Source organism: Streptomyces sp. NPDC093149 (assembly GCF_044754145.1).
Taxonomy (GTDB): domain Bacteria; phylum Actinomycetota; class Actinomycetes; order Streptomycetales; family Streptomycetaceae; genus Streptomyces.
Map to the genome: position 1 here is coordinate 16,957 of NZ_JBIVON010000026.1, position 26,269 is coordinate 43,225.

The 26,269-nt window shown below is 69.0% G+C and carries 24 protein-coding genes; 16 read left to right on the forward strand and 8 right to left on the reverse strand.

Translation table 11 applies throughout. The features are described 5' to 3' along the window. Positions 1–238 precede the first annotated feature (238 nt). From ACIQCZ_RS37870 to ACIQCZ_RS37915, 10 genes are all read left to right on the forward strand, one after another. On the forward strand, positions 239–1,192 hold the full coding sequence (locus ACIQCZ_RS37870) for an urea transporter (protein WP_402289955.1): 954 nt from the start codon (positions 239–241) through the stop codon (positions 1,190–1,192). 4 nt (positions 1,193–1,196) lie between these two features. Next, positions 1,197–1,502, forward strand: a complete 306-nt coding sequence (locus ACIQCZ_RS37875; RefSeq protein WP_376211997.1) for an urease subunit gamma — start codon at positions 1,197–1,199, stop codon at positions 1,500–1,502. A gap of 18 nt (positions 1,503–1,520) precedes the next feature. Beyond that, a complete protein-coding gene (locus ACIQCZ_RS37880; RefSeq protein WP_402289956.1) occupies positions 1,521–1,931 on the forward strand; it encodes an urease subunit beta in 411 nt (136 codons plus the stop codon). Further along, positions 1,931–3,655, forward strand: coding sequence for an urease subunit alpha (gene ureC, locus ACIQCZ_RS37885; protein ID WP_402289957.1), 1,725 nt, complete (start codon positions 1,931–1,933; stop codon positions 3,653–3,655). The genes ACIQCZ_RS37880 and ureC overlap by 1 nt, the downstream gene beginning before the upstream one ends. Before the next feature lie 79 nt (positions 3,656–3,734). Then, positions 3,735–4,421 (forward strand): urease accessory protein UreF, encoded by a 687-nt coding sequence (locus ACIQCZ_RS37890; RefSeq protein WP_402290020.1) that lies wholly within the window; start codon positions 3,735–3,737, stop codon positions 4,419–4,421. A 226-nt stretch (positions 4,422–4,647) separates the two neighbouring features. Continuing rightward, the gene (gene ureG / locus ACIQCZ_RS37895) at positions 4,648–5,289 is read left to right on the forward strand and encodes an urease accessory protein UreG (RefSeq protein WP_402290022.1); all 642 of its coding nucleotides are present in this window, start codon (positions 4,648–4,650) and stop codon (positions 5,287–5,289) included. Between the two features lie 59 nt (positions 5,290–5,348). Beyond that, entirely contained in the window at positions 5,349–6,227 is an 879-nt protein-coding gene (locus ACIQCZ_RS37900) for an urease accessory protein UreD (protein WP_402290024.1), read from the forward strand. 544 nt (positions 6,228–6,771) lie between these two features. Next, entirely contained in the window at positions 6,772–7,290 is a 519-nt protein-coding gene (locus ACIQCZ_RS37905) for a transglycosylase SLT domain-containing protein (protein WP_402289960.1), read from the forward strand. 675 nt (positions 7,291–7,965) lie between these two features. After that, on the forward strand, positions 7,966–9,162 hold the full coding sequence (locus ACIQCZ_RS37910) for a cytochrome P450 (RefSeq protein WP_402289963.1): 1,197 nt from the start codon (positions 7,966–7,968) through the stop codon (positions 9,160–9,162). Between the two features lie 31 nt (positions 9,163–9,193). Beyond that, complete coding sequence (locus ACIQCZ_RS37915) at positions 9,194–9,382, forward strand: ferredoxin (RefSeq protein WP_402289965.1); 189 nt, start codon at positions 9,194–9,196, stop codon at positions 9,380–9,382. 508 nt (positions 9,383–9,890) lie between these two features. Here the strand turns inward: ACIQCZ_RS37915 and ACIQCZ_RS37920 are convergent. Beyond that, on the reverse strand, positions 9,891–11,330 hold the full coding sequence (locus tag ACIQCZ_RS37920) for an amidase (RefSeq protein WP_402289968.1): 1,440 nt from the start codon (positions 11,328–11,330) through the stop codon (positions 9,891–9,893). 126 nt (positions 11,331–11,456) lie between these two features. Between ACIQCZ_RS37920 and ACIQCZ_RS37925 the strand changes: the two genes are divergently transcribed. Next, positions 11,457–12,077, forward strand: a complete 621-nt coding sequence (locus tag ACIQCZ_RS37925) for a TetR/AcrR family transcriptional regulator (RefSeq protein WP_402289970.1) — start codon at positions 11,457–11,459, stop codon at positions 12,075–12,077. Between the two features lie 132 nt (positions 12,078–12,209). On the opposite strand, the gene ACIQCZ_RS37930 is transcribed toward ACIQCZ_RS37925, so the two are convergent. From ACIQCZ_RS37930 to ACIQCZ_RS37950, 5 genes are all read right to left on the reverse strand, one after another. Continuing rightward, positions 12,210–12,830 carry an L-threonylcarbamoyladenylate synthase gene (locus ACIQCZ_RS37930; protein ID WP_402289973.1) on the reverse strand — a complete coding sequence of 207 codons (621 nt, stop codon included), beginning with the start codon at positions 12,828–12,830 and terminating at the stop codon, positions 12,210–12,212. Positions 12,831–13,077: 247 nt separating this feature from the next. Beyond that, positions 13,078–14,016: a carbohydrate ABC transporter permease gene (locus tag ACIQCZ_RS37935; protein WP_402289976.1), complete on the reverse strand. Its 939-nt coding sequence runs from the start codon at positions 14,014–14,016 to the stop codon at positions 13,078–13,080. Then, positions 14,013–15,161, reverse strand: a complete 1,149-nt coding sequence (locus ACIQCZ_RS37940) for a carbohydrate ABC transporter permease (protein WP_402289978.1) — start codon at positions 15,159–15,161, stop codon at positions 14,013–14,015. The genes ACIQCZ_RS37935 and ACIQCZ_RS37940 overlap by 4 nt, the downstream gene beginning before the upstream one ends. A 5-nt stretch (positions 15,162–15,166) precedes the next feature. After that, a complete protein-coding gene (locus tag ACIQCZ_RS37945; protein WP_402289980.1) occupies positions 15,167–16,408 on the reverse strand; it encodes an extracellular solute-binding protein in 1,242 nt (413 codons plus the stop codon). 92 nt (positions 16,409–16,500) lie between these two features. Next, positions 16,501–17,550, reverse strand: coding sequence for a LacI family DNA-binding transcriptional regulator (locus ACIQCZ_RS37950; RefSeq protein WP_402289982.1), 1,050 nt, complete (start codon positions 17,548–17,550; stop codon positions 16,501–16,503). A 125-nt stretch (positions 17,551–17,675) separates the two neighbouring features. Between ACIQCZ_RS37950 and ACIQCZ_RS37955 the strand changes: the two genes are divergently transcribed. Next, entirely contained in the window at positions 17,676–19,799 is a 2,124-nt protein-coding gene (locus ACIQCZ_RS37955; protein ID WP_402289984.1) for a glycogen debranching N-terminal domain-containing protein, read from the forward strand. A 226-nt stretch (positions 19,800–20,025) separates the two neighbouring features. Here ACIQCZ_RS37955 and ACIQCZ_RS37960 read toward each other — a convergent pair whose 3' ends face one another. Further along, on the reverse strand, positions 20,026–21,141 hold the full coding sequence (locus ACIQCZ_RS37960) for an AI-2E family transporter (protein ID WP_402290027.1): 1,116 nt from the start codon (positions 21,139–21,141) through the stop codon (positions 20,026–20,028). Between the two features lie 521 nt (positions 21,142–21,662). Here ACIQCZ_RS37960 and ACIQCZ_RS37965 point away from each other — a divergent pair. Continuing rightward, entirely contained in the window at positions 21,663–21,818 is a 156-nt protein-coding gene (locus ACIQCZ_RS37965) for a DUF6131 family protein (protein WP_402289986.1), read from the forward strand. A gap of 191 nt (positions 21,819–22,009) precedes the next feature. Here the strand turns inward: ACIQCZ_RS37965 and ACIQCZ_RS37970 are convergent, their stop codons facing one another. After that, positions 22,010–23,338, reverse strand: coding sequence for an epoxide hydrolase family protein (locus ACIQCZ_RS37970; protein ID WP_402289988.1), 1,329 nt, complete (start codon positions 23,336–23,338; stop codon positions 22,010–22,012). A 706-nt stretch (positions 23,339–24,044) separates the two neighbouring features. Between ACIQCZ_RS37970 and ACIQCZ_RS37975 the strand changes: the two genes are divergently transcribed. The 3 genes from ACIQCZ_RS37975 (at position 24,045) to ACIQCZ_RS37985 (ending at position 26,241) form a co-directional block, all read left to right on the forward strand. Next, on the forward strand, positions 24,045–24,599 hold the full coding sequence (locus ACIQCZ_RS37975) for a nuclear transport factor 2 family protein (protein ID WP_402289990.1): 555 nt from the start codon (positions 24,045–24,047) through the stop codon (positions 24,597–24,599). Positions 24,600–24,731: 132 nt separating this feature from the next. After that, positions 24,732–25,343 carry a TetR/AcrR family transcriptional regulator gene (locus ACIQCZ_RS37980; protein ID WP_402289992.1) on the forward strand — a complete coding sequence of 204 codons (612 nt, stop codon included), beginning with the start codon at positions 24,732–24,734 and terminating at the stop codon, positions 25,341–25,343. 523 nt (positions 25,344–25,866) lie between these two features. Then, positions 25,867–26,241 carry a PPOX class F420-dependent oxidoreductase gene (locus ACIQCZ_RS37985; RefSeq protein WP_402289994.1) on the forward strand — a complete coding sequence of 125 codons (375 nt, stop codon included), beginning with the start codon at positions 25,867–25,869 and terminating at the stop codon, positions 26,239–26,241. The last annotated feature ends 28 nt before the right edge of the window (positions 26,242–26,269 follow it).

Here is a 26,269-nt window from a genome sequence, read left to right on the forward strand (position 1 = left end):
CCTCTGACCAAGAAATTGACGCGACGGGGCTGGAAATCGTCGTTGCAGGCCCGGAAATCGCGTCCTCTCAGCAGCGGATATGTCTGCTCGCGTCCATGTGGTCACGCTGAGCATCGAATTTTCGTGCCCCTGGCCCGCCCGCGCCAGGCGTACGGTCTCAACAGAATGTTGATCAAGATTCAAAGTGTCCCGGATGCGGGGGCTTTGGTGATTTCGTCATGTCCTCAAAGGAGAAGACATGCCTGCAGTGGAACAGGTGGTGCAGGCGAAGAACTGGGCCTCCACCCGCGCCGGACAGATACAACTGCGCGGCGTCGCCCAGGTCGCACTCAGCTCGAACGCATGGGCCGGGCTGCTGTTCACCGCGGCGCTGTTCGTGGACGGATGGCGACTGGGCGTGTACGGCCTGCTGGGTGCGGCCTCGTCCACCGCCGCCGCGGCGCTCCTGGGAGCCGACCGGAAGGGACTGGTCAACGGGCTGCAGGGCTACTGCGGTTGCCTGACCGGGATCGCCCTTGTCGTCCGGCTCGGCACCTCGTGGCAGACCGCCGTGCTGGCCGTGCTCGGCGCGGCGGTCTGTTCGGTGCTGAGCGCAGCGGCGGGCCGCCTCCTCGGCCCCCTCGGGCTGCCGGTGCTGACGGCCCCGTACTGCCTGGTCGCCGGGGCGCTGGTGGTCACGTTGTCCAACGCGCCGGTCGCCGCCGGTCCGGCCGCACGCGTCTCAGGGTTCACGACCATGACGGCCGCGGAGACCGGGCGGGCGCTCTGCAACAACATCGGTCAGATCTTCTACCTGGACAAGTGGTACGCGGGCCTGATCCTGCTCGTCGGGCTGCTCGTCGCCTCGCGGATCGCCGCCGTCGCGGCGATCGGCGCCAGTGTCGTCGCGTTCCTGACGGCCTGTCTGACAGGGCTGCCCGCCGACCGGATCACCGAGGGGCTGTACGGATACAACGCGGTGCTCTGCGCGATCGCGCTGACAGCCACCTTCCTGACTCTCACTTCGTGGACCGCCGGGTACGCCGCGCTCGCCGCGGCGGCCTCCGTCCCGTTCACCGCTGCCTGGGAAGCAGTTGCCCAGCCCTCCGGCGGATACCCCTTCACCTGGCCGTTCACCGTGACGACCTGGCTCTTCCTGGCGGCTGGTCCACTCCTGGGCCGGCCCGGCATCTCGTCCGAGAAAGCAATGTGACGCCATGAACCTCGCACCGCGGGAAATCGACAAACTCCACGTCTATGTGGTCGCGGACCTGGCCCGCCGCCGCAGGGACCGGGGAACCAAACTCAACTACAGCGAAGCCGCCGCCCTGATCACCGAGGCCGTCCTGGAGGCCGCGCGTGACGGCCGCACCGTCGCCGAATGCATGGAGCTGGGCCGCAAGGTCGTGTCCATCGACGACGTGATGCCCGGAGTGCGGGAGATGCTCACCGTCCTCCAGGTCGAGACAGCCTTCGTCGACGGGACGAAGCTGGTCACCTGCCACGACCCGATCAGCGCCTGAAACACCGAGGAGACACAGATGTCTGGCGGAGCTCATTACCTCTACGGGGGCGACCCCGTCGAGATCAACGCCGGCCGGGCCAGGATCACACTCACGGTCGCCAACACCGGTGACCGGGCCGTGCAGATCGGCTCGCACTACCACTTCTTCGAGATCAACCGCGCCCTGCGCTTCGACCGCGAGGCCGCCTACGGCATGCGTCTGGACATTCCGTCCGGCACCGCTGTGCGCTTCGAGCCCGGCGACACCCGTGAGGTGGAGCTGTGCGCCTTCGCCGGCACCGGGCGGCTCACCGGCTTCGCCGCGCTCGTCAACGGGGGACTGTCGGCCCCGGACACCAAGCGCGTCGCCCTCCGCCGCGCGGCGGAGCTCGGCTTCACACACGACGACAGCGACACCGAGACCGACCACGAGGGGGCCCGGATCTGATGGCGATCATCCCGCGCAAGCAGTACACGGATCTGTTCGGCCCCACCGTCGGCGACCGGTTCCACCTGGCCGACACCAATCTGGTCGTCGAGGTCGAGTACGACCACAACGCCGGTTCCTACGGGGAAGAGGCCGTCTACGGGGGAGGCAAGGCCATCCGGGACGGGATGGCCCAGGACCCGTCCGCACTCAACCGCGAAGGCGCCCTGGACCTCGTCATCACCAATGTTGTGGTGCTCGACCCGATTCTGGGCGTGGTCAAGGGCGACATCGGCGTACGCGGCGGCCTGATCGTCGGCGTCGGCAAGGCGGGAAACCCGCATCTGCAGAGCGGAGTCGACCCCAAGCTCGTCATCGGACCCGGCACCGAGGTGATATCCGGCGAACACCTCATCGCCACCGCCGGGGGCGTCGACACGCACATCCACTTCATCGCGCCCCAGCAGGCCCAGGAGGGTCTGTCCAACGGCATCACCACCTTCTTCGGCGGAGGCACCGGGCCGACCGACGGCTCCAACGGCACCACCTGCACCCCCGGCCCGTGGAACATCCACCGGATGCTGGAGGCCGTGGAGGACCTGCCGGTCAACGTGGGTCTGCTCGGCAAGGGGAACGGCAGCCTGCCCGAGGCGCTGCGCGAACAGGTCGAGGCGGGCGCGGCCGGACTGAAGGTGCACGAGGACTGGGGCGCCACCCCCGCCACGATCGACACCGCGCTCCGGGTCGCCGACGAACACGACGTCCAGATGGCCATTCACACCGACACCCTCAACGAGGGCGGCTTCTACGAGGACACCCTGTCGGCCATCGACGGCCGGACCATCCACACCTTCCACACCGAGGGCGCCGGTGGCGGTCACGCCCCCGACATCATCCGGGTGTCCGGCGAGGCCAACGTACTGCCTGCCTCCACCAACCCGACCCTGCCGTACACGATCAACGCGGTGGACGAGTTGCTGGACATGGTGATGGTCTGTCACCACTTGTCGCGCGACATCCCCGAGGACGTGTCGTTCGCCGACAGCCGGGTGCGGGCCGAGACGATCGCGGCCGAGACCGTTCTGCACGACCTCGGCGTGATCAGCATCTTCTCGTCGGACTCCCAGGCCATGGGGCGGGTCGGCGAGTCCTTCGTCCGCGCCTTCCAGACGGCACATCACTGCAAGGAACTGCGTGGCCCGCTGCCCGAGGACAGCTCCCGCAACGACAACGCGCGTGTCCTGCGGTATCTGGCCAAGCTGACGATCAACCCCGCGACCGCCGTCGGTGCCGCGGACGTGATCGGCTCCCTGGAGCCCGGCAAGCTGGCCGACATCGTGCTCTGGCCGATCCACTCCTTCGCGGCCAAGCCCAAGCTGGTCATCAAGGGCGGCATGGTCAACTGGGCGCTGATGGGCGACCCCAACGCGTCCTTGCCCACACCGCAACCGGTGTACTACCGGCCGATGTTCGGCACGTATGGTCGGGCCCGGCAGCGCACGTCGGTGACCTTCATGTCCCAGGCATCCATCGCCGCGGGCGTCCCCGACGAGCTGGGGCTGCAGCGGCGGATCGAACCCGTGCAGCGCTGCCGGACCATCGGCAAGGAGCACATGGTGCGCAACGACGCGCTGCCGCGCATCGAAGTGGACCCGGAGACGTACAAGGTCACGGTCGACGGCGAGCCCGCCACCATCGAGCCGGCGGAGCGGCTCCCGCTCAACCACCTCTTCTACATCGTCTGACCGTCCTCGACGGCCGTCACCGGCCGGACCACCTCTGACGGCCCCTGGCACGAACGGAATCCCCGGCGTGAACGACCCGATGCCGATCCCGGCGCTGCTGACCGGACTCCAGCTCACCGACTCGGCTTTCCCCAGCGGCTACTACACCCTCTCCCACGGCCTGGAAGGCTTCCAACAGGCCCGCGCGGTCACCCCGCGCGGTCTGCCCGCCCTCCTTCAGGACCTGCTGCGCAACAGTGCGGGGCCGGCCGACGCGACCGCCCTCGCCCTCGCCCACCGCGCGGTCACCGCCGACGACTGGGCGGAGGTGGTGGCCGTGGAACAGCGGTTGCATGCCACCAAACTGGGTCGAGAGGCCCGGCAGGCTGCCGTCCGCACCGGACGGCAGCTGCTGGACCTCGCCGGCGAGGTCTACCGCACACCACAGATCGAGCAATACCAGGCCCTCTACCGGGAGGGAGCCGTACGCGGCTGCCAGCCGGTCGTCGCCGCCGTCGTCCACGCGGCCAACGGGCTGTCGACCCGCCAGGCGGTCACCTGCGAGCTGTTCGCCTTCGCGGCCAGTTTCGTGGGGGCCGCCGTGCGGCTGCGGCTGACCGACCACCGCCGGGCACAGGTCGTGCTGCACGGGGCCGCCCCGGTGATCGAGGAGACCGTCGACGCGGCGCTGCGGCGGGAGTTGGCCGACATCGGAGGGTGTGTCCCGGTCGCGGATGTCATGGCCGGCCGTCACGAGCGCGCCGAGGCACGCCTCTTCGCCAGCTGAGAGACGTCCCGCAATCCCCGGCGGATCGGCGCGCGGCGTCAGATGCACTGCACAGCCCTCAGGGATCGGCGAGCGGCACGGCACCGGGGCATGCGAGCCCGGCGTGTTCCGGACGAAAGGCCCCATCACCCACCCCTCCCTCCCTCACCTGGAAGACCACCACACCGGAAGGATCACCATGCACGACCCGATGCAGGCCAGGCACCACCACGACCACGACGAGCTCATGCAGCGGCCCAAGGACGGCGTACTGCGCGTCGGCATCGCCGGACCGGTCGGATCCGGCAAGACCGCACTCATCGAAGCGCTCGTCCCCGTGCTGATCGAGCGCGGCCGGATCCCTGCCGTCATCACCAACGACATCTACACCAGTGAGGACGCCGCGCACGTGCGCCGTACCCTGGCCGGGCTCCTCGACGCGGAGAGGATCGTGGGGGTGGAGACCGGGGCCTGCCCGCACACCGCGGTCCGGGACGACCCGACGATGAACCAGGCCGCCGCGGACGAACTCGTGGAGCGCTTCCCCGACGTGGACACCCTGCTCTTCGAGAGCGGCGGCGACAACCTGACACTCACCTTCAGCCCTGCGCTGGTCGATCTCTTCCTGTTCGTCCTGGACACCGCCGAGGGCGACAAGATGCCGCGCAAGCGGGGCCCCGGCATCACCGAGTGCGAACTGCTCGTCATCAACAAGGTGGACATCGCCCCCTATGTGCGATGCGATCTCGGCGTCATGGAGTCGGACGCATACCGTGTCCGGGACGGACGGCCGGTGGTTCTGACCAATTCCCTCACCGGAGAGGGACTCGACACCATCGCCGACTTCCTCCTGTCCCACGAAGCCGCCCAGGTGGCGGCCTCCGCGTGACCAAGGCGCCCGCGCGGCTGGAACCCGCGCACTACGAACCCCTGCGGGTACCGGCCCGGATGCTCGACCTCGCCGGCCGCCCGGACACGCTGGCCGCCGGGCGCCCCGGCAAGGTCGGCCTGCTCGAACTGCGCTACGCACGTGTGGGCGAACGGACCGAGCTCGTCGACCGCTATCAGAAGTCACCGCTGCAGATCATGCGCCCGCTCTATGTCGATCCGGCGCGGCCCGATCTGCCGGTGACCTATCTGATGTCGACCGGCGGCGGGGTCATCCAGGCCGACCGCAACCGGATCGACATCGACTGCGGCCCCGGCACCGCGGTGCACCTCACCACCCAGGCCGCCACCAAGGTCCACCGGATGGAGTTCGACCACGCGACCCAGGTCGTCAACCTCACTGCTGGAGAGGGAAGTTACGTCGAGTACCTGCCGGACTCCCTGATCCCGTACCGGGACGCACGTTTCTACCAGCACACCAGGGTGACCGTCGATCCGACCGCCACCGTGCTCCTGGGCGAGACGATCGCGGCCGGACGGCTGGCCCGCGGTGAACGCCATGCCTACCGCATGCTCTTCAGCGACCTGGAGATCCGGCGTCCCGACGGGGCACTCCTTGCCGTGGACAGCGTCCGCCTCGATCCGCAGGTGCCCGGCGCGGTCACCGGTCCGGCGGTCTTCGCGGACCACGATCTGATGGCCTCCCTGTACGCGGTCACTCCGCTCGCCCCCGCGACCCGGGTGGCGGACACCCTCCACGAGGCGCTTCTGGCCACCGGCCTGGCGTTCGGAGTGAGCACGCTGCCCGATGACTGCGGTGCGTGGGTACGCATCGTCGGGAGCGACTCACCCGCCATCACCCGAGCGATGCGCGTGGCGTGGGACGTGCTGCGGAGGCTGCTCATCGATGTCCCGGCCCCGGACCTGCGGAAGACCTGACCCGGCCGGAGCCCATGACGCGTGCCTGTCCTTTCCGGCCGTTGGACAGGGGAGCGGGGGTGCCGACCGCGGCCCCCGTATCCCGGGGCAGGCGGGGTCGAGTGCGTGCGAGGCGGCGAGCAGCTGTCACCCCGCTCCCGCGCCGGGACCGCGGGACGTCACCGGCCCCGTCGGCTGCCCCGTTCGGGTACCGCCACAGGCCCGTCGAAACGCCCGATTCGGCCCCTGGGATGTGACGCCACCCATAGGAGGTGCGTCACATCCTAGGGAGGATAGGAGGAACAGAGCGGAGCGAACAGCATGGAAATGGCGCAGAATCTAGCATTTCGGACATTGCTCCTAATGTGGGTAGTACGTCACATTCTTGCGTCGGGTTCGGTCGGGCGTTAACCATGGCTGTCGTTGCGGGAGACCGCGACCGGGCCGGGCGGATCGCGTCGGACCGGATCGCACCGGCCCGCACGGCGGGGCTCCGCTCCGCAGGCCGCCGTGATCGAGACGGCGGGCACCACGTGACGTCCCCGCATTGGAGAGTTCCTTCCGTATGACCACGCACACGCAGTCCCGCACCTCCCGCATCGCCCGTATCCGTACCCTGTCCGTCGCCGGTATCGCTTCCCTGGGTGCCGCGGCGGCCGCCCTCACCCTGACGTCCACCTCCGCCCAGGCCGCCGAGGTGAAGTCGGTGGGCGCCTCCGTGGCCAAGGTCTCGGCGGCCGACGGCAAGGGCGGCCAGGGGTACGGCAACAACCTCGACGGCTGGATCAAGCAGTCGCTGGCCATCATGAAGGCCAAGGGCATCCCGGGCAGTTACGAGGGGCTGCACCGCAACATCATGCGCGAGTCGGGCGGCAACCCGAACGCCCAGAACAACTGGGACGTCAACGCCCGCAACGGTGTGCCGTCCAAGGGTCTGCTCCAGGTGATCCAGCCGACGTTCAACGCGTACCACGTCGGCGGCACCGCGCACGACCTCACCAACCCCGTCGCCAACATCACCGCGGCCGCCAACTACGCCGCCCACCGCTACGGTTCGATCGACAACGTCAACTCGGCCTACTGAGCGGCGAACTCCACACCCACCGCGTGAGCCAGGACCGGCACGGCAGCACCGACGCTGCCCATGCCGGTCTTTCGGCATGCCATTCGACGGGAAGCGAGCGCGTCCGGGACATGCGGTGAGTCCGCCGATCGGTCTCATCCGGAAGAACGTGGACGGGACGTCCCGAGGTGCGCGCGGAAAGGCGGGCGGATGGGTGGTGTGACGCTTTGCCACCCGAACCGCGTCTCTGCGCCACGGGCCCGGCCGGGGCGTGCCCGTGGCGACGCGGCGCGAGTCGGAGACGCCGCCGTGGCCGCCGGTCCGCGCGGCCTCTCGTCCTCGACCGTGGCATTCGAGGCGGTGTTCCGGGTGCCTGGCGCCGGGGGACGGTCGTATCCGCGCAAGGCCTGCGCGCCCCGCGCTCCGGTACGGGTGCGTGCGCCAGGGCGATTCCCGGCCATGACCGGGCCCCTCGGTGGTTCCCGGGCGGGACGCGGGTCGCGGAGTTAGGCTTCCGATGAACGGCATACCCGGGCGGAGGGTGTCGCCCGAGCCCGCCCACGAACCGTGGGTCCGGAGCTGAGGGGATGCCTCCGAGACGAGTTGGCCGAACATCGCGTAGACCATTTAGGTGACTGAGGCATCTAGTGGAGGGAGATCGGTAGGACTCCCTCCATCCTGTTTGCGAGGCCCGCCATGGCAGATACCGAGACCATCTCCTTCCCCCAGGACCGCACCTGTCCGTACCACCCGCCGGCCGAGTACCGGCCCAAGGGTGACGGGCACGGGCCGTTGTCCCTGGTCAGACTCTTCGACGGCCGCCGAGTGTGGCTGGTGACCGGGCATGCCGAGGCGCGTGCGCTGCTGGTGGACCCGCGACTGTCGTCGAACCGGGAGAACCCCGCGTTCCCGATGGTCACGGAGCGGTTGGCCCGGAGTACGAAGCGTCGCGTCGAACTGCTCGGCGTCGACGATCCCGAGCACAACGAGCGGCGCCGGATGCTGATCCCGAGCTTCTCCTTGAAGCGGACCGCCGCATTGCGGCCGAGGATCCAGGAGACCGTGGACCGGTTGCTGGATGCCATGATCGAGCAGGGGCCGCCCGCCGATCTGGTGAGCGCGTTCGCGCTGCCCGTTCCCTCCATGGTGATCTGTTCGCTCCTCGGCGTTCCGTACGCCGACCATGAATTCTTCGAGGCCCAGTCACGCAGGCTGCTGCGTGGCCCGGATGCCGCCGACGTCGAGGACGCAAGGGCCGCACTCGACGAGTACTTCCGGACACTGATCGCACGCAAGCGGGCCGAGCCGGGCGAGGGCCTGCTCGACGAGCTCATCGCCCAGCAACTCGACAGCGGAGCCATCGACCGCGAGCAACTGGTCCAGCTGTCAGAGATCCTGCTGGTGGCGGGCCACGAGACGACCGCGAACATGATCTCCCTGGGTACGTTCACCCTTCTCCAGCATCCGGACCAGCTCGACCGGTTGCGTACGTCCGAGGAGCTGATGCCCAGCGCGGTCGAGGAACTGCTCCGGTTCCTGTCCATCGCCGACGCCATCTCACGGGTGGCCACGGAGGACATGGAGGTGGGCGGGGTGACCATCCGTGCAGGTGACGGCGTTGTGCTGGCCACTTCGGTGATCAACCGGGACGAGACCGTGTACGCGGCGCCGGACGAACTGGACCTCGGCCGGCAGTCACGCCACCATGTCGCCTTCGGTTTCGGGATCCATCAGTGTCTCGGCCAGAACCTCGCGCGCGCCGAGCTGGAGATCGCGCTGCGCACCCTCTTCGACAGGCTGCCGGAGCTGCGTCTGGCGGCGCCCGTCGACGAGATCCCGTTCAAGCCCGGCGACACGATCCAGGGCATGCTCGAACTGCCCGTGGCGTGGTGACCGGACCCCTCTCGGAAAGGATGCCGCGGTGATGCGGATCAGTATCGACAAGGATGTGTGCATCGGTGCCGGCCAGTGTGCGCTGACCGCTCCGAAGGTCTTCACCCAGGACGACGACGGCCTCAGCGAACTGTTGCCGGGCCACGAGAAGGACGTGACCGACCCGATGGTCAAGGAAGCCGTCCGCGTCTGCCCGGTGCAGGCCATCACCGTGCAATAGCGGTCCCTGTCGACGAACTCTTCAGCCGCCGACGAGAGATCGGCGAGCCCTCGCGACGGTTCCGCTGTTCCGCAGGGCCCCGGACGACGTGCTCACCCGTCCGGGGCCCGACGATGTGGAACGAGGCGCGCCCGCCACGGCCGCCACCCGCTCACGCGTGCAGTCGCCCGGAACGGCGCAGCCGACGCCTGAGCAGCAGGAGCACGGCGAGCACAACGACCGGAATGGCCCACCGCAGTCCGGGGCCGATGGAGGGCCGGTTGAGGCCCGATCCCCCCTCGGCGGCCTGCCGCGCCTTCGCGTGTCCTGGCGGCCCGACCAGGACAGGCGCGCCCGGGGGGAGACGCTCACGGAGCAGGCCCGCCGGATGTGTTGCCTCACGACTCCGGCGGCTTCGGCGGCCACCGGAGAACCCATCAGCTGATCGAGTCCACCGGTGACCGATGGTCAACGGTCCTCACGATCCAGGCCCCCGTGCCCGTCGTTGCCGGGCACGGGATGGCTCCGCTCACGGCCGAGAGCCGCTGCCCGCGCCCATGCGCGGATCGACCGGGGTGAACACGCCCAGCCGGTCCTCGATCGCCTGGGCCGCGGCCAGGCACAGGTCCTCCCGGAAAGCACGTCCGACGACCTGGATCCCGGACGGCAGGCCGTCGACCACTCCGGTCGGCACGGCCACGCCCGGCACGCCCACGAAGCTCGTCACGGTGCACAGACGCATTCCCGACACGACCCGGTCCCGGCCCGCCCTGTCGCGCGACTCCAGCCCCGGCTCGACCGGGGGCTCGGTGAAGGAAGGGCCGAGCAACAGCGGGTATTCATCGAGGAATTCGGCCCATGTGCGGCGGATGTTCATCCAGGTGCTCATCAGCTTCATGAACTCGTCCGCGCTTGCAGGCGGCGTCTGCTCCATCGCCATCTCGATGAAGCGGTCACCACCTTTGCCGAGCAGCGTGCGTACCACTGGCCAGTTCGGGGCGAACTCGGTCACGGTGATCCGGCCGTACGCCTCAAGGGCCTCGTCCATCCGCGGCACGTCCTGCACCTCGCGCACGTCGTACCCGGCGTCGCGCAGTGCCTCGGCCGCGGTCGCGACGGCTCCGCGCACCGTGGGGTGGACGCCGTGCCCGCCGGGGTCCGCCACGACCGCGACCTTCACCGGCCCGGCGAGCGGTTCGCCGTAGGCGGGCACCGGCACGGCACGTGGGTCTCGCGGATCGGTCCCGGCCAGCACCTCGTAAGCAAGCCGCAGGTCGCCCACACTCCGTGCCACCGGGCCGTCGGTGACCAGTATCTGGGACGCCGGGCCGGGGTCGTCCGCTCCGAGAATGCGGTGGTCGGCGGGGAACCGGCCCGTGGACGGCTTCAGCGCGGCCACACCGCAGAACTGGGCCGGAACGCGTACCGACCCGCCGGAGTCGTTGCCGAGCCCGAGCCCTGCCATGCCCGTGGCGACGGCCACCGCGTCACCCCCGCTGGAGCCGCCCGGGGTCCGGCTGCTGTCCCACGGGTTGACCGTGTCGCCGAACAGTTCGCTGCGCGTGTGCATCCCCGCCAGGATCAGGGTGGGTATGTTGGTGTGCCCGATGGGGATGGCCCCCGCCGCGCGCAGCCGTGCCACCGGGGGAGCGTCGCTCGGTGCCACCAGATCGCGGAAGCGCTCCGTGCCGAACGTCGTCGGCACGCCTTCGACGGCGGTGCTCTCCTTCACGGTGAACGGCACACCCGCCAGCGGCCCCAGCTCTTCCCCGGCGGCCCGTCGGCGATCGGTCTGCGCCGCGGCGGCCCGTGCGCGCTCCGCCAGGAGCTGCGTGACCGCGTTCACGCGCGGGTTGACCTCCGCGATGCGCTCCAGGTGGCTTTCGATCAGTTCGACAGCCGAGACGTGTGCGTTGCGCACTGCCTCCGCCTGAGCGGCGGCCGGCATCTTCCACAGGGGGTCCTGCATGTGCTCGTGTCCTTTCCCGTCCACGTTCCGATGCGCTTGCATCGGAACTGTAGCCCGAGAAACGATACGCTTGCATCGAATAAAGTTCGCCACGGAACAGAGCGCCGTGGAACAGGGAGGCGACCGATGCCCAGACAGGTGGATCACGCGGAGCGGCGACGCCGCATCGCCGAGGCCGTCTGCCGCATTGCCGACGAGCGCGGACTGGAGGGTGTGACCCTGCGCGACGTCGCCGCCTGTGCGCAGGTGTCGATGGGCGCTGTTCAGCGGTGCTTCCGCACCAAGGAAGAGATGCTCGTGTTCGCTCTCGCGCACATCGGGGAGCGGATCGGCGAGCGCGTGCGGGCCCGCCTCGTCAGGAGCCCGGCCCAGTCGGCGGCCACCGCCCTGGGCCACGCGGTCGCCGAGATGTCACTGCTCCGGGAGGAACACCGTGCCGAGGCCAGGGTCTGGCTCGCCTTCGTCGCTCAGGCGGTTGTCAGCGAGCCGCTCGCCCGGACGCTGAAGGCGAACTACGCGGCCCTGCAGGAGATGTTCGCCCGCCTCATCTCGGAAGCGGACGAGGGCGCCGACCGCGCCGTACCCCTCGATCCGCAACGCGAGGCCCGGACCCTCCTCGCCCTTGCGGACGGTCTCACCTCACACGTCCTCGTCGGCCATCTCACTCCACCGGAGGCGCAGGACGTCCTCCACGCTCACCTGAACGGCCTCTGGGAGCCGGCGGCCCGGTCCCCGCGCAGCATGTGAACGCCTCGACCGGGCGCCGCGCTGTTCGCCGCGGCGCCCGCCGATGCCGGGAAAGCCGGGAAAGCGGATGCCTGGTGCGTGCCGGACGGCCTGGTGCCGGCTCGCTTCGGCCGTCTCGTCGCCTTCGTGCCGCTAATCGAACCGCGTCGTGTCGCCCGCTCCCCGGCGCACGATCTCGGGCTCGCCGGCGGAGAAGTCGATGACCGTCGTCGGTTCGGTGCCGCAGTCGCCCGAGTCGAGCACGGCGTCCACCACATGGTCGAGCCGTTCCTTGATCTCCCAGCCCTGTGTCAGCGGCTCGTCCTCGTCGGGCAGCAGCAAGGTGCTGGACAGCAGCGGCTCGCCGAGGTCGGCGAGGAGGGCCTGAGTGACGACGTGGTCGGGGATCCGTACTCCGACCGTCTTCTTCTTCGGGTGCAGCAACTGGCGCGGCACCTCCTTCGTCGCAGGAAGGATGAAGGTGTAGCGGCCGGGCGTCGCCGCCTTGATCGCGCGGAACACATCATTGTCGACGTGCACGAACTGACCCAGCTGAGCGAAGTTCTGGCACACGAGAGTGAAGTGGTGACGGTCGTCGAGGTTCCGGATCGACCGGATCCGGCCGATACCGTCCCGACTGCCCAGCCGGCATCCCAGCGCGTAACAGGAGTCCGTCGGGTACGCGACGAGCGCGCCCGACCGGATGCTGTCGGCCACGGTGCGGATGGTGCGCTGCTGAGGATTTTCGGGATGCACGTCGAAATACTTCGCCATCTGCCGAGTCTAATGGCCTGATGCACGAGGGAGAGCAGGTCAGCGCGCGGCGTCGGATGCGATGCATCGCAAGGCGGAGGGACGTCCGCTCACCAAATGTATGCGGACGTTCCGACACGGCGACGAGGGCCGTGGCCGTCGTCGTGCGCCCGCCAGGGGTTACGGGACAGCCCTTGGGGCCGCTCCTTCGGATCAGAGCGGATGGCGAGCGGGGCCCGGCGCCGTCGGTCCCCGACGGCGCCGGAGCTCACTCCTTGACCGCGCCCGCGTTGGCGCCGTTCACGAAGTAGCGCTGGAAGCAGAAGAACAGCGCGGCCACCGGGAGGGTGGAGAGCAGGGCGGCCGCCAGCTTCAGCGGATACTGCGTTCCGCCGCCGAGTCCGCCCGACACGAAGCGTGCCAGGCCCGTGGTGAGCGTCTCGTACTGGCTGGACTGCGTGCTGACGAGGAAGTGCGTGAACTCGTTCCACGACCCCTGGAAGGACAGGATCGTCAAGGTGATCAACGCCGGTCTCGCCATCGGCAGGACGACGGACCAGAAGATCCGGAACACCCCCGCCCCGTCGACCCGCGCGGCCTCCTCGACCTCGCGCGGTACCGACTCGAAGAACTGCTTCATGATGAAGATGCCCGCCGCGTCCACCAGCAGCGGCAGGACCATGCCGGTGTACGTGTCGAAGAGCCCGAAGGTGTTGAGCACCAGGAACTTCGGGATGAGCAGGGCCACACCGGGCACCGCCATCACCGCGAGCACGAAGCCGAACAGTACCGAGCGGCCCCGGAAACGCAGCCGCGCCAGCGCGTATCCCGCCATGGAGTCGAACAGCACCCGGCCCGCGGTGACCAGCACCGCCACCAGCGCCGAATTGCCCAGCCAGCGCAGGAACGGCACATCCCCGGCGGCCTGGCTCAGTCCGAACAGCCGCTGGTACGCGGCCGTGGTCGGAGTGGTGGGCATCAGGGCCAGCGGATGCGCGGCAGCGTCCGGGTCCGTCTTGAAGCCGGTCACCAACTGAAGGACGAACGGCAGCAGATAGAGCAGACCCAGCCCCAGCACCGCGGAGTACCCCACGAGCCGCCACGGCAGCGGGAAGCGGCTCAGGACGGGGCGTGCCCGGTCGCGCGACGCGGGACGGCGAGAGGAACGCCGATTCCGGTCGCGTGCGGTCGTGCCTGCGGCGGTCATCGGTTCCTCCCGGTGCGTGCGCCACGATCCCGCAGCGCCCAGCGCTGGAACGCGGTGAGGATGAGGATCAGGGCGAGCAGGATGAACGCGATCGCCGCGCCCTGCCCGAAGTCCGCGTCCTCGAAGCCCGAGGAGTACGACAGGAAGGCGGGCGTGAGCGTCGTGTTGCCCGGAGCCCCCTGACCCATCACATACACCTGGTCGAAGACCTGCCAGGTGGAGATCAGTCCCAGGGTCAGGACGAGGAACAGCACAGGACGCAGCGCGGGCAGTGTCACGTACCGGAGCATCTGGCGACGGTTGACCCCTTCCATGGCGGCCGACTCCTCCAGCTCCCGCGGAATGTTCTGCAGTGCCGCGAGGAAGATCAGCATGAAGGTGCCGGAGGTGGTCCACACGGCGAGCAGGATGAGTGTGCACATCGCGACCGAGGGACCCGAGAGCCACTCGAACCACGACAGGCCCATGACGGAGTGATCGGCCAGCATCCCGGTGGGCCGTTCCGGGTCGACGATTCCCAGGCCGCCCAGGATCAGCGACAGCACCCCGCGGGGATCGGCGAACCAGTTCGGTCCCTTGACTCCGATCCAGGACAGCATGGAGTTGACGGCTCCGCTGCCCTGGAAGAGAAAGAGGAAGACCGTGGAGACGGCGATGGAGCTGGTGACCGACGGGAAGAAGAACGTTGTACGGAGGGCGCCACGCCCCCGCAGCAGCTTCTGGTTGACGATCAGGGCAAGCCCCAGTGCCAGCAGCGTCTGCAGAGGGACGGTCAGCAGAACGTAGTAGGCGTTGTTGCGCAGGGCGGTCGCGAAGAGGGTGCGGTCCAGTCCGTCCTGCGTGAGCAGCGACCGGTAGTTGTCCAGGCCGACGAAATCGGCCTGGCCGGAGAACGGGTTGGACTGTCCGTCCCAGTGCAGCAGGCTCACCCACAGCGCCATCAGGATGGGCAGCACCATGAACAGGCCGAGGACGAGCACCATGGGGCTGACGAACAGCCAGCCCCAGGTGCCCTCCCCGCGAAGGCCCGCGCGCCGGGCGCGAGCCTTCGCGGTCGTACCGGATACGCCGGGTGCGCTGTCAGGTGCGCCCGGCGTGCCGGCAGTTCGGGGGGTACCGCTCGCGCGCATCGTGCGGTTGGGCATGGGGCTCAGTTGCCCTTCGCGATGGCCTGTTCGCCGTTGCGCTGGAGGTCGGCGAGGATCTTCTTCGGGTCGGCGGTGCGCAGCGACTGCAGATCGGTGTTGAACTGGCTCAGCACCTTGTCGAAGCCGGCGATCGTCACGGGACCCTGCGCGTAGGCGCTGCCGTCCACCCAGGCCTTGGCGGCGGGCTTCTTCTCGGCGTACGTCTTGAGGGCGCTGGCCCGCGAAGGCATCACACCGAACGCGTCGGCGAAGGCGACCTGCTGCTTGGCCGACGTCAAGTACTTCACGAGGTCGACACTCGCGTCGCGGTGCGCGCTGTCCGCGGCGACGCCCCAGCAGTTGCTGAAGGCGAGGGTGCCCTTACCGGCCGGCCCCGCGGGCAGCGGTGCGACGGTGTACTTCACATCGGGGTAGTCGAGCTTCATGCCGCCTTCGAGCCAGTTGCCCTCGATCGTCATGGCGGCCTTGCCCTTGCCGAGCGCCTCCCCGCCCCAGCTGGTGTCCACCTGCTTGGCGAACTTCATTGAGCCGGACTTGAGCAGGGACTGGACGAACTCGAGCCCCTTGGCGTTCTCCGGGCTGTCGGCGGTCATCTTCTTCTGGCTCGGGTCGGTGAGCCAGCCGCCCGCCTGCTTCATGAAGACCCCGAGCCGCTGGTACTCGTCACTGGTGACCAGACCGGTGACGCCCTTGCCGGTGAGCTTGTCCGCGACGGTCTTCAGCTCCTCCCAGCTCTTCGGGTAGTCCTTCTCCGTCAGCCCGGCCTTCTTCCACAGGTCGGTGTTGATGGCGAGACCGAGGGTGGAGGTGTCCTTCGGCAGGCAGACCAGCTTCCCGTCGTACGAGAACGAGGTCCGCAGCTGCTGGGAGAAGTCGTCGGCGTCGGATATCCGGTCGCCGTACGGGTACAGCGAGCCGCCCTTGGCGTAGTTCGCGAACTGGTCGGAGTTGACGTAGAAGACGTCCGGCGGCTTGTGCCCGGCGAAGGCCTGGGCAAGCTGCTGGTTCATGTCCTTGGCGGTCTCGACCGTGACCGAGTTGCCCGACTTCTTCTCATATGCGGCGGCGGCGGCCTTGACTGCCTGGGTCTCGGCGTCCCCCGAGGTGGCGATCAGTACCGTCAGCTTCTGCTTGCCGGTCTTGTCCTGCTCCGGCTCCTTGTCGCCGAAGCTGGATGAGCAGCCGGTGGCGGCCAGTAGCGCCGCGCAGGTGGCGAAGGCGGCAACGGCCGTACGGGTTCCCATGAGTTCCTCCAGGGGGATGACACTTGCGGCTCAGCTGCCCGGAAAGGGCGCGCTGTGAATAGAAGGCCCGTGAACGGGCGTTGGGGGGTGGTTCAGTCGTCCGACGCGGACGTGCTGTCACGCACGACGAGAGACGGTTCGAGAAGGACGCGTTCGGGCGGAGCGCCGACGTCCGACATCCGGGCCAGCAGCAGCCGGACGCATTCGCGGCCGACGGCCTCCAGCGGCTGGGCGACGGTGGACAGTCCGGGGGACAGGAGCGCGGCCGTGGGGGAGTCGTCGAAGCCGATGACCGCGACATCCCTGCCCGGCACGGCTCGGCGCTCGCGCAGGGCGTGGTAGCAGCCCAGTGCGAGTATGTCGCTGGCGGCTATCACAGCCGTCGCACCCGCGTCGAGCAGCGGTCCGACAGCGGCCTGCGCCGCAGCGATGTCATCGACGCTCCGTGCCCGCCTGCCGCGCACCGGAAGTCCGTGTCGGCGCATGGCGCGCTGCCAGCCCATGGCGCGGTCGTCGCCGACCCCGGAGCCGCCCGGCCAGCCGAGGAACGCGATTCTGCGATGACCCAGGCCGACCAGGTGCTCGACCGCGGCGTCCGTGCCCGAGGCGCCGTCGACATCGACCCAGTCGCCGACCTGTCGGCCGGACCACATACGGCCGAAGCCCACGAAGGGTACCCCGCGCTTCTCCAGCCAGGCCTGGCGCTGGTCGCCCCGGTCGGTGCCGCTCAGCACGAAACCGTCCACGCTGTGCAGATCGAGGAGTTCCTCGTACCCGTCCAGGCCCGCGCTGCCGGGGGGTGCGGCGAAGAGCAGGACCCGGTATCCGGCCTCGTCGGCCGTCTGGGACAGGGCGTGCAGGAACCGGTCCATGACCGGGGCCGAGGTACCCGGGGCGGTGGGGCGGATCCCGTACCCGATGAGCTTGCTGGAGCGGGTGCGCAGGGTCTGCGCCGCTCGGTGCGGGCGATAGCCCAGTTCGTCGATGGTGCGCAGAACTCGGTCCAGGGTCTCCGGACGGAGCAGTTCGGGCGAATTGAGTGCGTTCGACACCGTTTGCGGAGAGACTCCGGCCCGCCGCGCGACCGTGGCCAGGGTTACCGAAGCGGCCTTGGTCGCGGGGGTGTTGGGGGAGCGGGGCATGAGAGTCTCCGGAACCGGTTGTGCGAACTGACGAGATTATTGGAGCGTTCCAAAAGCATTGTCAACGCCCTGAGGTCGTCGTTAGGGTTCTTGGAACGCTCCAATGCCTGAGAGGTTCTGCTCTTTTGGACACCACTGTCAAGACCCACGACATAACAAACTCCGAGACGGAGGCCGGCCCGTCGGTCGAGGGCCTCCAGCCGTTCCTGCATGACGCCTGTGTGACGCTGTACGCTCCGAGCTTCGCGATCTCGCACGACGACGGGCAGATCGAGGGTTCGGCCGACGGCTTCTACCACGGCGACAGCAGGGCACTTGCTCGGCTGACCGTCGCGGCGGACGGAATCGCGCTCGCCCCGGTGCGCGGAGCCTTCGAGGGAGCGGACCGTGCTGCCTTCCGCAGTGTGCTGCGCGGGCTGGGCGAGGAGACGCCGGACCCGGCGGTCACCCTGCACCGGCGTCGCCGCGTCACCCCCGGGCACCTGGAGGAGACCCTCGAAGTCGTCAACGCGGGGCGGCAGCACGTCCGTGTCCGGCTGATCGTCACCGCCGGGACGGACCTCGCCCCGATCGAGCGCGTCAAGTCCGGACATGCGCAGAGCCCGGTCACCGCCACCGCCACCGGAAGCGGACTCGACTGGTCCCGGGACGGCTTCGCCGTGCACCTCACCAGCTCCCCGGAGCCCGCCGCCGTCGACCCGGCCGCCGGACGGCTGGAGTACGACATCGCACTCGCCCCCGGCTCGTCATGGACCGCCGTACTGGACTGCGAGGCGGCGCACGATGACGGCGACCAGTTCCCCGCACCTCCCGCGCAGAGCCTGCCCTGGCGTACCCCGGCACTGCGCAGCGCCGACCGGCGCTTCGACCACTGGCTGAGCCAGTCGGCCGCCGACCTCGACCGGTTGCGGCTGACCGACCCGGAGGAACCCGCCGACCAGTTCCTGGCGGCCGGTGCCCCGTGGTTCCTCACCCTCTTCGGCCGCGACTCCCTGTGGGCGGCCCGCATGATGCTGCCGCTGGGCACCGAACTCGCCGCCGGCACGCTGCGCACGCTCGCCCGGCGGCAAGGCGCGAAGTCCGACCCGGACACCGAGGAGCAGCCCGGCAAGATCCTGCACGAAGTGCGCCGCGCCACCCAGGACTTCAACGAGAACTTCTCCCTGCCGCCCTGTTACTACGGCACGGTCGACGCCACCCCGCTCTGGATCACCCTGCTGCACGACTCCTGGCGCTGGGGCCTCGCGCCCGAGCAGGTCGAACAGCTCCTGCCGCACGCGGAGTCCGCCCTCGCCTGGATGCGTGACCACGGCGACGCGGACGGGGACGGCTTCCTGAAGTACATCGACCACACCGGGCGGGGCCTGGCCAACCAGGGCTGGAAGGACTCCGGCGACTCCATCCGGTACCGCGACGGAGGCTTCGCCGTGTCCCCGATCTCGCTCTGCGAGGTCCAGGCGTACGCGTACGAGGCGGCCCGCGGTGGCGCGGACCTGCTGCGCGCCTTCGGTCGCCCCGGCGCCGACCAGTGGGAGGAGTGGGCCGAGCGGCTGAGCGATCGCTTCCGCAAGCACTTCTGGGTGGAGGACGAGCGGGGACCGTACCCGGCCGTGGCGCTCGACCGGGACGGGAAGCCGGTCGACTCGGTCACTTCGGGCTTCGGCCACCTCTTGGGTACGGGCCTGCTCAACCACGAGGAGAGCGCCCTGCTGGCCGCCAGGCTCGGCGCGCCCGACCTCGACTCGGGCCACGGTCTGCGGACCCTGAGCAGCGATCACGTGGCCTACAACCCGTACGGCTACCACATCGGTTCCATCTGGCCGCACGACACCGCGATCGCGGTGCACGGCCTGGTCAGGGCCGGGTTCCCGGAAGCGGCCGCATCCCTGTCCGAGGGGCTGCTGACCGCGTCGGCGGCCTTCGACGCGCGACTGCCCGAGCTGTTCGCCGGTCACGGCGCGGCGACCGACGCGCGGCCCTCGCCCTATCCGGCGTCCTGCCGACCGCAGGCCTGGGCGGCGGCCTCGTCCGTCATGATCCTCCAGTCGGTGCTCGGTCTCTCCGCCGATGTCCCCGGCGGAACGCTCACGGTCGCGCCCGCGTTCGCGGAGGCGTACCGGCCGCTCAAGGTCGAGGGACTCGACGTCGCGGGCGGGCGGCTCGACATCTCCGTCGACGCGGACGGCACGGCGCACATCGAGGCGCCCGAGGGCCTGGTGGTGAAGAGGCAGCACGCGACGCCCCGTTGACACGGGCGGCTGTACCCGGTCCGAGGCAGGACCCTGCGAGCCGGGGCAGGGACCTGCCTCGGACCGGGCGGCCGGTGCCGACCCCAGGAGGCGTCGGCGGCGATGGCGGTGCGACGGGACATCCCGGTGATTCGCCTTCCGGCGTGCCCGGCCCGGGCCGGGCACGTCTCCCGAGCGGCTTCCGGAAGGAGAGCGGCTGAGGCTGGGCTCGCGGGTCTGCAATCCCTCAAGGTGTTTCGCCCGCGGACTCGCGTGCCCGGCGCAGTGCCTGATGGACCGACCAGGCGACGGAAACGAGCGGCACCGCCACCACCGCCCCCAGCACCCCCGCCGCGATGGCGCCGCTGATCACCGCGAGTGCGACGACCACCGGGTGCAGGCGGACCGCCCAGCTCATCACGATCGGGTGCAGCAGATGGCCCTCGATCTGGCCGATGACCACGATCAGCGCGATGACGGCGGCCGCCACGATCGGACCTTTCGATGCCAGAGCCACTACGGCGGCGACCGCGAGGGCGATCGGCGAGCCGATCAGCGGAATGAAGGCGGCGAAGAACTCCAGCAGCGCCAGCGGAAGCGCCAGTGGTACTCCGAGCGCGAACAGGGCCAGCCCGACGAGTACCGCGTTGGTCGCCGCCACCAGGAGGATGCCGTGCGTGTATCCGGTGAACGTGCGCCACGCGGCACGGCCCGCGATCGCGACCCGGGTGCGGGCGGTCCGCGGAAGCTGGTCGCAGAACCAGTCCCACTGCCGGTCGCCCGAGTGGATGAAGAAGACCGAGCAGAACAACCCGAGCACGAACACCGTCACCACCTCCACCAGCCGCCCGACGCCGCTCACGGCCGTGCTGATGAGGGTGGAACGATGGCTGGACAGAAACTTCCCGATCCGGGACTTGATGTCGTCGAGCGCTGCCGGGTTCAGCCGGAACGGCCGCCCCTCCAGCCAGCGCTCGATGCGGCCGAGACCGTCACCGAACTCCCGCTCCAGCCGGACGCGTTCGTCGGCGACCGTCTCGCCGACGAGGGTAAGAACACCGAGGACGAGGACGGCACTGCCGAGCAGCGCGAGGGCGACGGCGAGCGGCCGGGGCATGCGGCGCGCCAGGAGATCCGCCACGGGACGCAACAACGCCGCGCCGATCAGACCGAGGAAGACGGCCGCCGCCACCTCGTGGAACCGTCCCAGTGCCGAGAAGACGGCGTACACGACGGCTCCCACGACGAGGATCCGCCAGGAGTACGCGGCGGCCGTCCGCAGCGCCGGGTTCACGCGTGGCTCGTACGGCTGACCGGGCCGTGCGTGCTGCAGGCCCGAGTCCCGGGCTGCGGGGCGCGGCATGCCGCGCAACGCCTGGCGTGACGCGGCGCGGATCCGGTGGCGCCGTCCTTCGGACGGCGCTCCGGCTTCCGTGCTGTCGGGCTGCGGATGCGATGGCCTGGGCATTCCCTGCTGGTACCAAGCAGAGGCCACGCCGTTGCGGGCCCGTGCGGCGACATGCGCGGGAAGTCACCCTATGGGCGGAGCCGACGGCCCCGGGACCGCGAGGTGCACCCGGGAGACTGACGCGGGAGGTTCCGTGAAGAATCGGTTGTGCGGGGTGCTGCGGCTCCTCGCCGAGATGGATCGCGCCGACCCCGACCGCTGCGCCTGCATGGCCGTGAACACCGCGACGGAACTGGCGGGGACGGACGAGACTGCGACCGAGTTGGTCCGGCGCATGTCCGGCCGGACCGAAGACGCCTTCCGTGCGCTCGTCCGGGAGGGCCGGGACGGGGGAGAGGTGGCTGCCCGCGCCGTGTCAACCTGCCGGAGCGGTCGCCGGGCGCGTACTGGGACAAGACGCTCGACAGGAGGACGAAATGATCGTCCTAGGTGTCATTCTGCTGGGCATCGGCCTGGTGGCGGGCATCGCGATCCTGTGGACCATCGGTGTCGTACTCGTCGTCATCGGCATCATCCTCTGGATCCTGGGTGCCGTCGGGCACGCTGTCGGCGGCCGTCGACACTACTGGTAGGGCCTGCTCCGTGTCGACGTGCGTCATGCCCGGTGACCTTGACGTGGGCGCACTGCCGAGAAGCACTCATGCATAGGGGCGTGTCGGTCCGTTTGTCGTTCCGGTCGGGCCGATGACGGATCTCCGGCGCAGGACCCCGGGGGCTGTCCCGTAATCCCGAGCGCGCCGTACCGGCGATTGCGCAACAGCCCTCAGCGAAGGGAGCGGAAGCCGGCGCGGAGCTCTTTTGTGAAGAGGCGGGGCTGTTCCCAGGCGGCGAAGTGCCCTCCCGCGGGCAGCCTGTTGTAGTGGATGAGGTTGGGATACGCCTTCTCCGCCCAGCTTTTGGGCGCCTGGTAGATCTCGTCGGGGAAGACGCTCACGGCGACCGGGAGGGTGACGCCCTTGACGCCGAAGAAGGAGGCCTTGTTCTCCCAGTAGAGACGGGCAGCGGAAATCGCCGTGTTCGTCAGCCAGTAGAGCGTGGTGTTGTCGAGGATGTCGTCCCGCGACAGGCCTTCGGTGTGTCCGGCGAAGACCCGGGAGATCAGTTTCAAGCTGGCCGAGTCGTGGTCGAGCAGGAAGGCCGCCAGACCGACGGGCGAATCCGCCAGCCCGGCCAACGTCTGCGGGCGTGTCCCCATCATCTGGGCGTAGGCGACATGATGTCTGAAGAAGTAGTCCAGTTGCTCGACCGCGCGCTTCTCCTCCGCCGAGAGACCGGACGGCACCGGATTGCCGGACTGGACCGCCTTGTCGACGGCGGGTGGAACCACGCCGGGCATGTTGGTGTGAATGCCGATCAGTCCCGCAGGCCTCTGCACGGCCATGAAGTCCGAGATGATTGCGCCCCAGTCGCCGCCCTGAGCCACGTACCGCTTGTATCCGAGGCGTTTCATCAGTTCTGCCCAGGCACGTGCGATGCGCTGGGGGGTCCAGCCGGTCGCGGTCGGCTTGCCGGAGAATCCGTATCCCGGCATCGACGGAATCACCAGGTGGAAGGCGTCCGATGCCGTTCCGCCATGTGCCGTGGGATTGGTGAGCGGCTCGATGATCTTCATCTGCTCGATGACCGAGCCGGGCCATCCGTGCGTGACGATCACCGGCAGGGCGTTCTTGTGCTGCGAGCGGGCATGGATGAAGTGAATGTCCAGCCCGTCGATCTTGGTGATGAAGTTCGGCACGGCGTTCAGCTTCGCCTCGACCTTGCGCCAGTCGTAGTCCGACGCCCAGTAGCGCGCGAGCGCCTGAACCGTCGCGAGCTCTGTGCCCTGCGACTGGTCCGCGACGGTCTCCTTGTCGGGCAGGCGAGTGGCCAGGATGCGCCGACGGAGATCGGCCAGAGCCTTCTCCGGGAAATGAACACGGAAGGGACGGATGGCCCCGTCCGCTGACGGAACGGTGTTGTTTCCCGTTGGGTCACCTCCCGTTTCGGCTGCCTGAGCCCAGGGGGTGAACATGCCGAAGGATCCGGCGACCGCCCCAGCCGTCACGGCGGCGGAGGCGGAGAGAAATTCCCGTCGAGAGTGCGGCGAAACCATTTCTGACATGGTGAACCTTTCGGGGAATTCGACTTCCGTCACGTAAATGCGAGAAGTCGACGGTGAGGGTGAGATCCGGATGACATGGCCGGGCCGGCTGGGCGGGGGAAGGTGATCGGTTCCTGCCGCACCGGATTGCGACGTGATCGCCGAATGTCATCTCGGAGAGACGGATGCTCAGCTCGGCAGAAAGCATCTTTTCCGTCTTGCGCGCTCATGTGTTTGTCGCGTCGCCGGGTGAGGGTCTGTGAAGTAGGTCGGGCTCGGTTATGCCTCGGAAATCTCGACCTTGAACACGCGGGTTGCCAGCTCTTCGGAAGCGACAGGCATGTGGAGGCCTCCTTGCCGTGCGAACGGGGGGACGGGTCCCGATGCCGGTTCACCTGCGTCTCTCCGCGGGTGAACGGGGCGCCCGACGGGAGCTTGCCACCCGTTCGTTCTGTCAACGCCTTCATCATGGGTCCGGGTTGCTACTCGGGCAATCCGGCACGTGACCCAGAGTTACCGTCGGTGAGGTGTTGAATTCCAGCCCTCGCTGTTTCAGTCGGAATGGTGCCGGGAGCGGGGAGGAAAGCGGGAAAGTTCCTTCCGGGGATGGAGTGAGGAAATCCCTTCAGGGGTTCTGTCGGTCACATCGGGAGGAGCCTTCTGTGGCCAAGGTATTGATCCTCGCCTCACATGCCATTTCTCCGTCGAGGGTTCGGGGGTGATCGGGCCTGCCGGGACACATCTGCTCGCGGATATCGCCGAGGCCTCCGGAACGACCGCCGCGTCCGGCCGAGCCGTGGTGCCCACGCTCGGTGATCGCGCTGATCTCCTCGAACTGATAGGCCGGTACGCCGACATCGCGGACCTGAAGGAGTTCACCGAGCTGCCCGGCCTCGTCCTGGCCGACCCGGTCACGGTCGACTTCGAGTCGGTCGCCGGTATTCCGCCCATGACCGTGCCGCTCGGCGACTACGTCGAGGCTCTCCGCGGCGCTTTTGCACCTTTCATCGCAACGCACCACACCATCACCGGTCACGTGATCGACATCGATGGCGACCGCGCGACCGTCCACGCGCACGTCCGCGCCGAACACTGGGTCCCGGAGGAACTGGCCGACGGAGGACCCGACCGCTGGCTGGTGGTCGGCTTCTACGACAACGAGGCGGTCCGCACGGCGGACGGCTGGCGCCTCAGCCATGTAAGGCTCACCGCGAGCCACCAGGAGAACCCGCATCTGGCGGGTGCCGCCCTGGCCGCTGGGCAGGACGGCTAGCGGCGAAGGCCGAAGTTGATCCACGCGCTTCTTGAGATACAGCGCACGACACGCGCACCGCACGGCCGCCGTGCAGGGCGGGGAGACAGACTCGGGGCGCGAGGAAAGCCGCGACGAGGAGAGGATGATCGGATGCCGCGGATCCGGGGAGCGAGCATAGAAGAGCACCACGAGATGGTGTGGTCCGACCTCGCCGAGGCGATGCAGCAGCTGCTGCTCGAACGCAACTACGACTCGATCAACATGGGCCATATCGCGGCTCGGGCCGGGCTCGCGCGCAACACGCTGTACAACTACGCGCGCGACAAGCATGGTCTGGTTATGGCACTGACTCAGCGGGCGAGCCGGCCCATGCTCGAGTGTGTGGCCGCGATCGCCGCGCGGTCCTCGGACCCGGCCTCGGAGCGGATGCGGGAGATCATCGAGGCGGTCCTGAAGGCGTGCTCGGACCAGGCCATGCAGCTGATGTTCCAGCCGGGCTCCGGCCCACTGGTCGCCGAGGTACCGAAGGGGCCGGACAACCCGTTCAACGCGATCGTGGTCGAAGTGGAGAACGTCGTCCAGGACGGCATAGCGCGCGGGGAGTTCCGCGACGTCGGCGATGTGCACCTCACGGTGGAGCTGCTGTCCGGTGCCCTACGCGCCGGCGCCGAACGCATCGGCCGGGACCCGGCCGCCTTCACGGCCGCGGTCCACGCCGCGCGGGAGATCATCCTCGCGTCTCTGGCCCGCCACCCGGACTAAGACCGACCGGCAAATGGGGGGCGGCGCCGCGGGGCTGGACACGCACATCTGCGGCGTTGTCGTCGGTCAACAACGCTCCGCGTTGCCTCCCTCCTCCGCCTTGCAGCCGCACGCACCCAGCCCCGCTCCTTCTTCCACCCCCCATTTGCCGGTCGGTCTAAGACTTTGCGACCTGCGTGGCCTCCGAACAGGCGGCGCTGGCGGCGCGACAGGTCCGCGCACCCCACCGCGCAGCGTCTCGCCGGGCCCCCGACCTCCGCCGCCGCATAGGTGCGCTTCCCACCCGCCGTGCGGTACAGCGCGACGGCATCATTCCTGAACTCCACCGGTATACGGAGACTTACGTCCCACCAGGACACCCTTTCTCGGATCTGCGAGATCCATTGGTCAGAGTGTCCACATCACGGGAGGCGCCGCAGAACACGCCGCCATCCTCGGCATTGACATGGAAATCGTCCGACGCGCCCCCGGGGCCAGAGGGTCGGATCATCACGAAAGATTGAGGCTACCGAGCGTGCCAGTCATGGACGAGATCCGACGCAGCAAGTACATCAGCCTCACCACCTACCGCAAGGACGGATCCCCGGTCCCGACGCCCGTCTGGCATGTGGCAGGTCCTCAGGGCGAGATCCTCGTCGTGACGCCCGCCGGCTCCTGGAAGGTCAAGCGGATCCGCAACAACAGCGCCGTGACCGTGACCGTCTGCGATCTGCGGGGGCGGACCTCCACGGGCGCAGCGTCCCTTCCCGGCACCGCCCGGCTGCTCGACCAGGACAGCACCATGGCCGTGCAGGACCTGCTCGGCAAGCGGTACATCACGTCCCGGATCGGCAACTGGTTCGTCAAGGTTCTGCACCTGCCCAAGAAGCCGAATATCGCCATCGCCATCACCTTGTGAACTGCGTACGCAGCATGGTAGTTGAACG